This is a genomic window from Pseudodonghicola xiamenensis DSM 18339, from assembly GCF_000429365.1.
Classification (GTDB): domain Bacteria; phylum Pseudomonadota; class Alphaproteobacteria; order Rhodobacterales; family Rhodobacteraceae; genus Pseudodonghicola; species Pseudodonghicola xiamenensis.
Genome location: NZ_AUBS01000034.1, coordinates 24,636 through 37,422, shown reverse-complemented (window position 1 = coordinate 37,422; position 12,787 = coordinate 24,636). Strand labels below are relative to the sequence as shown.

Genomic DNA, 12,787 nt, shown 5'->3' with positions numbered 1-12,787 from the left:
ACCGGCACCGCCACCGAGCTGCTCGATCAGGATCAGGTCGATGACGGATCGGTCACCAATGTGGTCACCGCCGAGGGCACCGATCCCGCCGGCGATCCGGTCGAGGATGACGACACCAACATCGTCCCCATCGACCAGACCCCGGCGATAGACATCGACAAGGTCACGGTGCATGAGGGCACCGAGGGCGACGGGCTGACCGGTGTCGCCACCGGCGATGAGGTGAGTTGGAAATACACCGTCACCAACATCGGCAATGTCACCCTGACCGATCTGTCGATCCTGGATGACCATGGCGCGCTCGATCCCGATTTCGGCACCGCCGACGGCGGCATCATCGGCGTCGAGCTCGGTGGTTTCAATATCGGCGATACCGACACCGATGGAGAGCTCGATGTCGGCGAGGCCTGGACCTTCGTTTCCTCCTTCGCGATGACCGTCGAGGAAGGGCTGCTGTCTTACAGCAACGAGGCCACAGTCACCGCCAATACCACCGCCCCCGAGCAGCAGGTCACGGACAGCGACACCAGCGGCTTCTACATCCTGCCGCCAGGCATGGTGACCAACTCTGCGCTCTGCGATTTCGGTGAAGTCTTCCAGGCGAATTTCTCGCCGAACAACGACGGGGGTTTCACCCAGAATTCGACCAATCCGGGGCAATTCTTCTATAATGTCGCCTTCGACTATGACGAGGAATTCACCAATGGCGACGGCACCGACAACGTGCTGACCATGAAGATCCCCGATGGCTTCGTGCTGCAAAGCCCCGATGCCTTCTTCGAAAACGCGGTTCACGTCTATGACAGCGTGTCGGTTGAATTCGATCCCGACGGGAATATCTGTCTGGTTCCCGGTGAGGAAATCTCGCGCGATCTCTATACCGTCGAGTTCAACTATCTGCCCGATGGCAGCATGGAGGCGGTGGTGAATTTCGGCGATGCCGATCTGACCGGCCTGACCTATGTGAACATCCATCTCGATTACGAGACCAAGGGAAGTTCGGGCTGGACCCCGACGCCTGACGAGGATGCCACCGGCGGCGAGCCGATCCCCGGGTATGAGCTGGGCGATATCCCCGAGAACTGGCTCTATCAATTCGACGCCGTCCTGACTGACGGCGCCACCACCAGCACCACCGACTTCAGCGATGCGGTATCGAACGACAATGTGTTCAAACCGTTCAAGATGGCGGGGTTCGGCGGCTATGTCTGGGACGATGGCCTGGGCAGCGACGACATGGTCTACGAGGATGGTGAGGGCATCTCCGGCGCATTGCTGCGGATCCTCGACAAGTCGGGGACGCTGGTGGATACCGCCATCACCGATGACGACGGCTGGTGGTATTCGGACTACGTGCACAAGGGCAAGCTGTCGAACTACACGATCGAACTGCACGCCGACGGCAGCGCCGACGGCCCCGGCACCGAGGATGCCTCGGTCATCACCTCGCTGGGACGCGGTGAGAAATACGACCGTGTCGACTTCTATCAGGACGACAGCGACATCTTCCATCACCTGGAAGTGGCCTGACTCTCGTTCCCTCAAGGGCCGGGGCTTCCGATCCCCCCAAGGTACGCCAGTCCCCGGCCCTGGCGCGGTCCGGATCGCTCCGGGCCGCGCCGCCCATCATCCGGCCCCATCAGACGGAGCAAACCATGGCACAATCCATCTTTTCCGACGGGGTTCTGCTCACCCCCGACAAACACGGCAAGCTGAGCTATCATCCCGGTCGAAACTGGCAAGATTGCGCGACGCAGATCAGTGCGCCGATCACCCTGGCGGAATTTCCCCGCGCCGCGCGCGAATTTCCCATTCTCTTCGCCCGGGCCTCGCAAGGGGTGTCACCGGTCGCGATCCTCGGGCTGAGCCGGGATCGGAATCTTTTCGTCGATGCGGCGGGACGGTGGACCGGAGAATATATCCCGGCGCATTTCCGGCAGCTTCCCTTCTTCGGCACCCAGATCGTGGATCGCGACAAGATGGTGCTGTCAGTGCTGCCCGACAGTCCCGAGCTGCGCCGCGACGACAGTGGTGTGGCCCTGTTCGACGACACCGGCACCGCGACCCCGTTCCTGCAGAAGATCGTCGCCTTTACCGGTGCCCATTACGCCAACAGCCGGCAGACCCAGCGGTTCTGCCGTAGACTGGAGGAGCTGGACCTGTTGGAGCCGATGACCGTCACCATCGCCCTGCCCGGCCACAGCAAACGGGCGCTGCGGGGGTTCATGACCGTCTCGCGTGAGCGGTTGGCCAAGCTCGCCGATGACGACCTGCTGCAGCTTGCGCGTAGTGGCGGGCTGGAGGCGGTGCATATGCACTGGGCCTCCTTCACCAATTTCGAGGTGCTGGCCGAGCGGGTCGATGCCTGCGAAATCACGCCCCGCCCGGTGGATATGCGGCTTGTCAGCACCGACACCATCGCTCGGCAAGCCCAGGTGGCCCCGCACTGAAATCAGCCCAGCAACGGAAAGAGGCGCCCGATGTCGGAAACAACCCCTTTGAAAGTGGTCATGCGCGCGGTGCGCCGACAGCTCTGGTGGCTGCTCGGCCTCAGCCTGTTGTGTAACCTTCTGCTGCTGACCAGCTCGGTCTACATGCTGCAGATTTTCGATCGCGTGCTGTCCAGCGGCTCTTACGGCACGCTGCTCTGGCTCAGCGGCATCGCCGCCGCCGCATTGCTGACCTTCGGGCTGATCGAGCTGTCCCGTCGCCAGATGCTGTCGGGGATCGGCGGCTGGATCGAGCGGGAACTGTCCGGCGAGGTGATGCGCCGGGCGATGCGTCAGCGTCTGCGCGACGGGCGCGCCGCGGCGGATACCAGCGATGTGACCGATCTGCGCAGCTTCCTGTCAGGCGATGCGCTGCTGGCCTTTCTCGATGCGCCCTGGACACCGGTCTTTCTGGCGGTGATCTGGGCGATGCACCCGCTGCTGGGGGCGATTGCCGTCGCCGGCGCGCTGATCCTCTTCGCGCTGGCGGTGCTCAACGATCTGCTGACCCGCCAGCGGCTGGCCCGGGTCAACGGCGCGATGCGGCGTAACCGGACCGATGCCGCCGTCTACATGGAACATGCCGAAACGCTGGCCGCACTTGGCATGATGGGCGGCACCGTCGCACGCTGGAGCGATGCGCAACGCGGGCTCGATGCGCGCAGCGATGGGGCGCGGGCGCTGTCCACCACCTTTCTCGCCGCCTCGCGCAGCCTGCGGATGATCATCCAGATCCTGATGCTGGGCACCGGCGCCTATCTGGTGCTGCAGGCCGAACTGACCGCCGGCGGCATGATCGCGGGCTCGATCATCCTGTCGCGCGCGCTGGCGCCGGTGGAACGTGCGATCGGTGCCTGGCGCAGCTATGGCTCCTACCGCGAGGCGACGGCGCGGCTGAGCGAACTGTTTCGCCAATGCCCCGATCGCAAGGACCGGCTCGAACTCGACCGCCCCAAGGGGAGGATCGACGTCAACGGGCTGCGCTATCACGCGCCCGAAACCGGAGAGCCGATCCTCAAGGGGCTGTCGTTTCACCTGGCCGCCGGCAGCACGCTGGCAATCATCGGGCCCTCTGGCTCGGGCAAGTCGAGCCTGTGCAAATGCCTCGTCGGCGCCTGGCCCGCCTCCTTCGGTGCGGTACGGATCGACGGCGCCGATGTGGCGGAATGGGACAGCGACGACCTTGGCCGCCACATCGGCTATCTGCCGCAGACGGTACGATTGTTCTCCGGCTCGATCGCCGAGAATATCGCCCGGCTCGGCCCGCCGGAAACGCACCTCGTGCTCGAGGCCAGCCGCCGGGCCGGGGCCCATGACCTGATCCTGAGCCTGCCCGAAGGCTATGAGACCGAGACCGGCCCTTACAGTGATACGCTCTCGGGTGGACAGAAACAGCGGATCGCCATGGCACGCGCGCTTTACGGCGATCCCAGCGTCATCGCCTTGGACGAACCCGACAGCAATCTCGACGGCAATGGCGAACTGGCGCTGGCAGCGATGATCCGGGATCTGAAAGAACGCGGCAAGACGGTGATCTTCGTCTCGCACGCCCCGGCGCTGCTGCGCTTCGCCGATATGGTGGCTGTGCTGAAAGAGGGCGGGCTGGCCCGGTTCGGCCCGCGCGACGAAATTCTGAGCTCCATGATGAAACCCGCCCCGGTCAAACCTCGGCGGGTAGCGGAAGCGAGGGTATGAAATGGATCGGATCAAGGAACTGTTCGCCATGGCCGCAACCTGGATCGGGACCGGCTGGCATGAAATCTCGGTCGCCTGGGAGGCGGTGCTGACCGGCACACCCGGCACACAGGAGCTGATGACCATCCTGGCCCCGGCCGCGCTGGCGCTCCTGGTTCTGACCATTCTCGCCGTCCGGGCGCTGCGCCGCCGCCCCGGCTTTCGCCCCGTCACCGCGTTGTCGCAGGTCACCCGTGGCCCGCGATTGCTCGGGCTTCTGGCGGCGCTGCTGTTCTTCGGCGGGTTCGGCGCCTGGGCCTTTCTCGCGCCGCTCGCCAGCGCCGCGCTGGCCGTCGGCGTGGTGAATCCCGATGGCAGCCGCAAGACGGTGCAGCATCTCGAAGGCGGCATCATCAAGCATATCCATGTGCGCGAAGGCGATCATGTCACCGCCGGCGACGTGCTGGTCACCCTGGACACCGTCCGCGCCCGCGCCCGGGTGGAGGAACTGCGCGAACGGCTGGTCTTCCTGCTGGCTGCCGAGGCGCGACTGGAAGCTGAGCTGACCTCTGCCCCCGAGATCAACTTTCCCGAGGAGGAGATGGCCCGCCATTCCGCCGCCCCGGGACCGCTGATCTCGGCGCAACGCAACCTGTTCCGGACCCGGCGCGACACCCAGGCATCGCGCGAACATATCCTGACCAAGCGGATGGATCAGCTCAGGACCGAAATCGGCGGCCTGCAGCAGGTCATCGCCGCGCAGGACCGGCAGATCGAGCTGCTGCAACAGGAGTTGGAAATGACAGATCAGCTTTATGAACGCGGGCTCAACCGCCTGCCGCAAGTGCTGGGCTTGCAACGCGGCCTGGCCAGCCTGCAAGCCGATCAGGCGCAAAATCGCGCCACGGTCGCGCGATTGCAGCAACAGATCGGCGAGACCGAGCTTCAGCTTGTCGCCACCCGCCAGCAGGGTATGGAGGATGTCAGCTCGGACCTGGCGCAAATCCGCTCGGAACTGGCCTCGATGCGCTCCAGCCTGCCCGAACGGCTCGACGCACTCAGCCGCACCCAAATTCTGGCGCCGATCTCGGGGCGGGTCCTGAACCTGCGGGTCACCACCGAAAACGGTGGCGTGCTGGAACCCGGCGGCGATATCCTTGACATCGTGCCCGACGACGGGCGGCTGGTGATCGACGCAAGGGTCAGGCCGAACGATATCGAAACGGTCTATCCCGGCATGTCGGCCCGGGTCCTGCTGACGGCCTACAGCCAGCGCAATCTGCCGCATCTCTATGGCACGGTTTCGGTCGTCGCCGCCGACCGGCTGCAGGACGACCGCACCGGAGAACCCTATTTCCTGGTCAAGGTGACGGTCACCCCGGAGGATGTCAGCGCGCTCGGCCATGACGTGCAGATCCTGTCGGGGATGCCCGCCGATGTCATGCTGCTGACCGGAGAGCGCAGCCTGGCGCGCTATCTGTTCAAACCGATGATGGACAGTCTGCGCCTGAGTTTCCGCGAGAGCTGAGCCCCCTCCAGGGGCCGCCCTCCCCGCCGCCCAGGCCAGACCGGACAGCAACCGTTAAACCGTTGCCTCCACGCCGGCCACATGAAGCGCTTCGGCCCGGGCCTTCAGCGCCGCGTTGAACCGCATGTACCAGCGCCGTAGCAGCCGCAGCATCAGCGGCGCCAGCAGCCGGGGCGCATTGGAAAAGGCATCGGTCTGGACAAACCGGGTCCGCCCATCGCCCAGACGTTCAACGATATATCGGTGATCGTCCAAGATCCGGCCGCCTTCGCTCGTGGGCGCGGTCCAGCCGAACATCCGCCGGTCCTTCCCCTCCAGCCAATGCACCAGCGGGTGGCAAACGCGGGTGATCCGCCCGAACATGCGAAAACTGGCAACGACATCCCCCCCCGCCTCGAACGGCCCCTCCAGCCCCAGGAAACTATCCGACCACTGCGGCATTGCCGTGAAATCGGTCAGCACCGCCCAGACCAGTTCCATCGGCGCGTCGATCACGATCTCGGTCGAAATGGCGGGCCGCCCCCGATCGTCGGTGAAAATCCGGGCCGCTGCGGTCATTCCGCCGCCTCGACCCCACGGGTGTCGGCGCCATCCCAACTCTTGCGGGCGCGGTAAAGTGAATTCACATCGCGAAACCCCAGCAGAAAGGCAGCTTCGGCCGAGGAGTGACCGCGCGCCTCGATCAACTGCGCGTCGAGCGCGGCACGTACCGCCATCAACTCCTGCCGAAAACTGGTGCCGGCCTCACCCAGCCGCCGCTGCAGGGTGCGCCGGCTCATCCCCAGTTCGGTGGCGACGGTGGCGATGCTGGCACGTCCCGCCGGCAAGGCTGCGGTCAGCGCCTGGCGCAGCGCGGTGATGAAACTGCGGTCGGTCGCGACAACGCAAAGGCTGCGCTCGAGCACGGTGACCAGATCATCACGCCGCCCCGCGAAAGGGGCCGCCGCAGCCTGAGCGGAAAAATGGATTTCCTGCTGCGCCCCCAGCGTCACCTTGGCACCGATCACCTTTTCAAAGATCTCCCGCTCGGGCGGCAGCTCCGGCAGGATCACCCTCAGGGGCTGCTGTGGCTCGACCGGACCGCGACGCGCAAGCGCGCCCCAGAACAGCGCCTCGATCGCCAGCAACAGCGGCGGCACCGGCGGTTGATCGGGCCAGTGAAACCGAAGTTGCAGCCCGCCCCCGTCCTGCCCGACATCGAGCCCGAGCGGGCCGATCAGCGACTTGTAATGCGCCATCCGCAGCGCCGCGGCCGCCAAGGTTTCGCTGCACAGGCCGATCAGCAACGCCGGATCAAGCGTTTCGAACCCGAAATGCGCGATCACACCGTGATAGATCTGCGCCACGTCCAGCCCGGGCTGACTGAACAGCCCGTAATAGACCCGCGGCTCCAGCGCCAAGGACTTGTGCCCGCCCAGCCGGACGTCAAAACCCAGCGCTCGGGCATAGGCCAGCGTACCGGGGCCGAGGTGAAAACGCTCAGTCATGGGCCGCCACCGTCGGATCGAGATAGATCGGATCGTTCTTATGCGCGATCCAGGCCTGTTTCTGCATCATCTTGATCCAGGCTTCGGTTTCCGCCGGCACCACGTTGCGGAACCGGGCGTTATCGGATTCGCAGATATCGACCAGCGCATCGACCATGATCTGCGGGTCAAGCTGGCCCGGGATCGGCGCATCGCCCCCGATGAAGTCGAACTGCGCCAACAGCGGCGAACGCGACAATGAGGTTTTCGGATCGAACCATTCCAGCGCCGTCTCGGCGCCGCGATCATTGAAACCAGTGCCGAAGATGCCCGGATTGGCGGTGCAGAATTCAATGCCGGTCTCGGCCAATTCCGTCCTCAGCCCTTCGATCAGCCCTTCGAGCGCGTGTTTGGTGGCGGTATAGACGGCAGCGAAGGGCACGGTGATCAGCCCCCCCATCGAGGTGACGGTGACGATCTTGCCCGCCCCGCGCTCGGCCATCTGCGGCACGACCCCCTGGATCATCGCCAAGGTGCCGAAGACATTCACCTCGAAATTCTCGCGCACCCGATCCATCGGCATTTCTGCCACCGGCCCGGCCTGCATCTGGCCGGCGTTGTTGACCAGAATGTCGATGTCATGGGCAAAGGCGCGGGCACGATCGTCAGCCCGGGTGATATCGAGCTTGATGATCCGCATCTGCACATCCGCCGCCCGGGCCTCAGCCAAAAGATCGGTCCGCTGCTGCGGGTATTGCACGCCGGCGATGACGTGGTGGCCTTTTGCAGCCAGGGCCAGTGCCAGCCCCTTGCCGAAGCCACTGGCCGCGCCAGTAATAAGAATGCGTTTCATATGCGCCTCTTCCGTCGGTTGCTGCGGCCAGTCTACGCCAGCCTCATCCGACCGAAACCGGCAATTCGCGCCAGTCACCGGCAAAAGGCGCCAAAGCTACACCCCAACGCGCGCCTTGGCACAGCAGCGCGGCCCCTGGGGCACCGCGCCGCTGCAACATCATGCCAGCGGCAGCCGCTGGCGGACCAGCGTGGTCCAATAGGAACAGCCCCAGGCGATCACATCGTCGTTGAAGTCATACATCGGGTGATGCAGCCCCGCCGAGGGGCCGTTGCCGACATTGATCATCGCGCCCGGCACCTCGTTGAGCATGAAGGAGAAATCCTCTCCCCCCAGGGTCTGCGGCATGTCGAGATGCACGTTCTCGACGCCCGCCACCTCCTGCGCAGCCTTGGCCGCCAGCTCGGTTTCCCGTTCGTGGTTCACCGTAACCGGGTAATGCCGGGTATACTCCAGCTTGCCCTCGCCGCCGAAGGCCAAGGCGATATGTTCGACCATCGCCCGCATCCGGGTTTCGACCATATCGCGCACTTCTTCGCGCAGGGTACGCACGGTGCCGGTCATCTCCACCGCCTGGGGAATGACATTGAAGGCATTCCCGGCGTGGATGGTACAAAGCGAGATCACCGCGCTGTCGATCGGATCCTTGTTGCGCGAAATCAACGTCTGCACCGCCTGCAGCAGCGCCGCCGCCATCGGCAGCGGGTCGAGCGTCTGTTCCGGGCGCGCCGCGTGGCCGCCGCGGCCGGTGATGGTGATCTTCACCTCGTCGACCGAGCCCATGATCGGCCCCGGCGCGATGGTGAACTGGCCGAGCGGCAGGTTCGGCCGGTTGTGCATGCCGTAAACCTCGTGACAGGGCCAACGTTTGAACAGGCCGTCCTCGATCATCGCGCGGGCGCCGGCGCCGCCCTCTTCCGCGGGCTGGAAGATCACGATCACCGTGCCATCGAAGGCCCGGCTTTCGGCCAGATGCTTTGCGGCGCCGAGCAGCATGGTGGTATGTCCATCATGACCGCAGGCATGCATCTTTCCCTCGGTCTGCGAGGCCCAGGGCTTGCCAGTCTCTTCCTTGATCGGCAGCGCGTCCATATCGGCGCGCAGCCCGATGGTGCGGCCCGAGGCATTGCTCTGCCCCCGGATCACGCCCACCACACCGGTCTTGCCGATGCCTTCATGAACCTCGTCCACACCGGCGGCGCGCAGCGCCTCGGCCACCGTCTGGGCCGTGCGCGGCAGATCATAAAGCAATTCGGGGTTCTGGTGCAGGTCGCGGCGGAATTCGGTCAGCCCAGCGACCTCCTTGGCGACCCAGTTTTCAACGGCCATAGATCAGGCCTCCTTCTTCTTCATGCGGTAACGGAAATCGCAATGTGACGCGCCCTTCATGATGGTCTGGGTGCGGGTCATCTCGATCTCCGGGTTATAGCCGATACAGAAATCGCCATCGCGGTTGCAGGACAGCAGATGACCGATATCGCCGATCCCCATGTCGCGATACATCTCGGCATAGCGGCAACGGGTGACGTTGAAATCCATCTTCTCCTCGGAGGCTTCCAGCGTCTCGATCCTGAGCGCATCCTCGCGGGTCCAGGCCGGCTGGATGGCGGCGAAATCGGTCAGGTCCGGAGCATGCCCCAGCGCCTCGGCCAGCATCTGGCCCTGCTCGATCGCGGATTTCGAACAGGCGGCGCCGATCACCGCCTCGGCCTCTTCGCGGCCCGAACGTTCGGTGATCACGTCAAGCACGTGCTTCAGGATCATCGCCTCGATCTTGCGGCGCAGGAGGATCGGAATGTCGTTGAAATCCATGCCTTCGGTTTCAGCCATGGGTAGGTCTCCTGTCAGAGGTTCAGTTCCTTGTGATCCTGGCGTTTCAGCCAGGCGAGATAGGTGGGGGCGACACGCCGCACGATCCCGTGCAGCGGGAAGGGATGCGGCTCGGTCACCGGCAGGGCCAACTCCTGTTCCGCAACGCCAGTCACCGCCCGCGCCAGTTCTCGGCCCAGAGAGGTGCCAAGCGCCACGCCACGCCCGTTGCAGCCGATCCAGGCCCAACCGTCCGGGCCCAGCTTGTGCACGCGCGGGAAGCGGTCCCAGTTCATGCCGATGAAGCCCGACCAGACATGCGTCATCTCGGGCACGCCCAGATCGGGAAACGCCTCGGCCAGATTGCGGGCGGCCTTCTGGCGCACCCGGTTGGCGACATTGAAGTTCCCCATCACCGCGCCGCCGGTGATCAGCCGGTTGCGGGCGTCATAGCGGAAGAAGCGCAGATCGCCCCGCGTGTCCGACACCGCCTGCCGGCCCGGCAGGATCTTGGCGCGCAGGTTGTCGCTGATCGGCTGGGTCGCCATCTGCCAGCTCAGCACTGGGACGACTGAATGGGCGATGCGCGGGGCGAGCTTCGGGGCAAGTTCGCCGGTATAGGCGTTGGTGGCCAGGATCAGCGCACGGGCCTTCAGCGTACCACCCGGCGTGCGGATCACCCATTGCGCCCCCTCGCGGGCAAAGCTCTGAACCGGGGATTGTTCATGGATCACCACGCCCAGCCCCTCGGCCGCGCGCGCCATCTCGCGCGCCAGCGCCAGCGGGTTCACATGGCCGCCGGTGCGGTTGTACATGCCGCCATACCAGAAATCAGTGCCAAGGATTTCGGCGGTCTCGCGGGCATCCTTCAGCTCGGCCGGAAAGCCGAAGCGTTTCCAGGCATCGACGCGCTTTTGCGACAGTTTCACCCGGCCGGGGGTATGCGCCGGCTGGAACCAGCCTGCCTGCTCTGCCTCGGCCTGCATGTCGAATTCTCGCACCAGGTCGAACAGCACATCGCCGGAATTGCCGATCAGATTGACCATCCGTCTGCCGGCATCGCCATAGCGGCTGACCCAGACGTCAGGTTCGGCGCTGGTCAGGATCGGGATCACCTGACCGTTGTTGCGCCCCGAGGCGCCCCAGCCGGCGGCCTTGCCTTCCAGCAGCGTCACCGCATGGCCGCGCCTGGCCGCCTCGATCGCGGCGGAAAGGCCGGTGAAGCCGGCGCCGATCACCGCCACATCGGTTTCCTCGATGCCCTTGAGCGGAGCGGTGACAGCACGTTCGGGCGCCGTGGCGGCCCAGAGCGATTTCGGGAATTCGACAGCTTCGCCCATCAGGCGGCTCCTTCTTCTGTCAGGGCGGCGGCCTCGTGCGGCAGCCAGAACCAGCGCAGCGCCTCTTCCTCCGCCGGCAGTGCAAGCGGCTCGGCCGGCGGCAGATCGGCAGCGGCAGTGGCCAGCGCCTCGGCCTGGGCCAGGCAGGCGTCGAAGTCGGGCAGCGGACAGTTCAGCTCGGCCGCGCCGGACCACAGCGCCGACAGGCAGGCGGGCGGCGCATCCTCGACCGGCGGGCTGGCACGCCAGACGCCTTCGAGCGGATCGAGCCGGTAATGCGGCAGCATCTCGAGCCCGTGCTCGGCGATGAAGCGGATTGCGGCAGCGATGTGATCGACATCCGTATCCTCGAAGAACCAGTTCACCCCCAGCCGCGCCCAACCGGGGCGGAAGGCGGTATGGCCGTGATGAACCGCCTCCTCGTGACGCGAGCTCGTGGTCTGATCGATCCCGAGCAGCGCATGCCCATAGGGCCCGGCGCAGGAACAGCCGCCGCGGGCCTGGATACCGAACAGATCGTTCAGCAGCGCGACCACATAGTTATGATGAAGAAGACATCCCTTTGCCCTGATATTGAACGAGAAAATGCCAAGACGCGGAACGTTGCGCGGGCCCAGAAGCTCGACCCCCGGAATGGCGCGCAGGGCGTCTTCCAGACGGCGGGTCAGCGTGGTTTCCCGCGCCTCCACCCGCGCCTCGTCCATGTCGCGCTTGAGCTGCATCACCATGCCGGCGCGGATGTTGTCGACGATGGCGGGGGTGCCGCCCTCTTCGCGATGTTCGGGATCGACGACATAGGAATGCCCCTCGGCGGTGACATAGGTCACCGTACCGCCGCCCACCATCGTCGGCCGCGCACCACTGAAAAAGCCGCGATCGGCCACCAGCACGCCCGAGGCACCGGGGCCGCCGGGATATTTGTGCGGCGAGAGCACCGCGGCGTCGATCCGGTCACCGGCGCCCGGCGCGGTTTCGGCCAGGCGGATCGGCACATAGGGCGCGGCGGCGGCGAAATCGGCCACGCAGATCCCGCCGTGGGCATGCATCAGGCGGGCGATGGCGCGCAGGTCGGTCAGCACCCCGGTGACGTTGGAGGCGGCCGAGAAGGCGCCGATCTTCAGCGGCGCATCCGCATAGGTGGCAAGCTTGCGCTCCAGCGTCTCAAGGCAGATGCTGCCGCCATCGTTCAACGGCACGCGAACGACCATCGCGCCGCTTTCGCGCCAGGGCAGATCGTTCGAGTGGTGTTCGTAAGGGCCGACGAAAACCACCGCCCCCTGCCCCAGCCCCATCATCGCCAGCGCCCGCACCAGCTTGTCGACCGCGCCGGTCGCGCCCGATCCGGTAAAGATCACCGCGTGACTGTCATCCGCATCCACCGCCGCGCGCACCGCCTCGCGCGCCATCTCGCGCAACTGGGTGGTCCGCCTGCCGGTAAAGGAGGTCTCGGTATGGGTGTTGCCGTAATAAGGCAGCACATGGGTGCGGATCGCGTCTTCGATGAAGGCGAGCGAGCGGCCCGAGGCTACGTAATCGGCATAAAGCAACGCGCGCGGCCCGAAGGGGCCGGGAATGGCAGTGCCTTCGCCGATCAGGGCACCGCGGACATCTTTGAATTCCAGTGACAT

Annotated in this window: 11 protein-coding genes; 4 read left to right on the top strand and 7 right to left on the bottom strand. The window is 65.4% G+C overall.

Features of this window, described 5'->3' with window-relative positions; translation table 11 throughout:
• The 4 genes from G455_RS26640 to G455_RS0118655 all read left to right on the top strand — a co-directional run.
• The coding region (locus G455_RS26640; RefSeq protein ID WP_028095089.1) for a DUF7507 domain-containing protein at nt 1–1,530 on the top strand (1,530 nt) is incomplete at its 5' end.
• 125 nt (nt 1,531–1,655) lie between these two features.
• Nucleotides 1,656–2,450 carry a SapC family protein gene (locus tag G455_RS25755; RefSeq protein WP_028095088.1) on the top strand — a complete coding sequence of 265 codons (795 nt, stop codon included), beginning with the start codon at nt 1,656–1,658 and terminating at the stop codon, nt 2,448–2,450.
• 30 nt (nt 2,451–2,480) lie between these two features.
• The gene (locus G455_RS0118660) at nt 2,481–4,184 is read left to right on the top strand and encodes a type I secretion system permease/ATPase (protein WP_154664427.1); all 1,704 of its coding nucleotides are present in this window, start codon (nt 2,481–2,483) and stop codon (nt 4,182–4,184) included.
• Nucleotide 4,185: 1 nt separating this feature from the next.
• Complete coding sequence (locus tag G455_RS0118655) at nt 4,186–5,691, top strand: HlyD family type I secretion periplasmic adaptor subunit (protein ID WP_205620482.1); 1,506 nt, start codon at nt 4,186–4,188, stop codon at nt 5,689–5,691.
• Between the two features lie 54 nt (nt 5,692–5,745).
• On the opposite strand, the gene G455_RS0118650 is transcribed toward G455_RS0118655, so the two are convergent.
• The 7 genes from G455_RS0118650 to G455_RS24625 all read right to left on the bottom strand — a co-directional run bounded on the left by G455_RS0118650 (nt 5,746) and on the right by G455_RS24625 (nt 12,787).
• Nucleotides 5,746–6,249 (bottom strand): SRPBCC family protein, encoded by a 504-nt coding sequence (locus tag G455_RS0118650; protein WP_028095085.1) that lies wholly within the window; start codon nt 6,247–6,249, stop codon nt 5,746–5,748.
• Nucleotides 6,246–7,178: a helix-turn-helix transcriptional regulator gene (locus G455_RS0118645; RefSeq protein WP_028095084.1), complete on the bottom strand. Its 933-nt coding sequence runs from the start codon at nt 7,176–7,178 to the stop codon at nt 6,246–6,248. Before G455_RS0118645 ends, G455_RS0118650 begins: the two co-directional genes overlap by 4 nt.
• Nucleotides 7,171–8,010 (bottom strand): SDR family oxidoreductase, encoded by an 840-nt coding sequence (locus G455_RS24630; RefSeq protein WP_051312621.1) that lies wholly within the window; start codon nt 8,008–8,010, stop codon nt 7,171–7,173. Before G455_RS24630 ends, G455_RS0118645 begins: the two co-directional genes overlap by 8 nt.
• Before the next feature lie 159 nt (nt 8,011–8,169).
• A complete protein-coding gene (locus G455_RS0118635; protein WP_028095083.1) occupies nt 8,170–9,339 on the bottom strand; it encodes a M20 aminoacylase family protein in 1,170 nt (389 codons plus the stop codon).
• A gap of 3 nt (nt 9,340–9,342) precedes the next feature.
• Nucleotides 9,343–9,840: an L-2-amino-thiazoline-4-carboxylic acid hydrolase gene (locus G455_RS0118630; RefSeq protein ID WP_028095082.1), complete on the bottom strand. Its 498-nt coding sequence runs from the start codon at nt 9,838–9,840 to the stop codon at nt 9,343–9,345.
• A gap of 14 nt (nt 9,841–9,854) precedes the next feature.
• Nucleotides 9,855–11,159, bottom strand: a complete 1,305-nt coding sequence (locus G455_RS0118625; protein ID WP_028095081.1) for an NAD(P)/FAD-dependent oxidoreductase — start codon at nt 11,157–11,159, stop codon at nt 9,855–9,857.
• Entirely contained in the window at nt 11,159–12,787 is a 1,629-nt protein-coding gene (locus tag G455_RS24625; RefSeq protein ID WP_051312620.1) for an aminotransferase class V-fold PLP-dependent enzyme, read from the bottom strand. Before G455_RS24625 ends, G455_RS0118625 begins: the two co-directional genes overlap by 1 nt.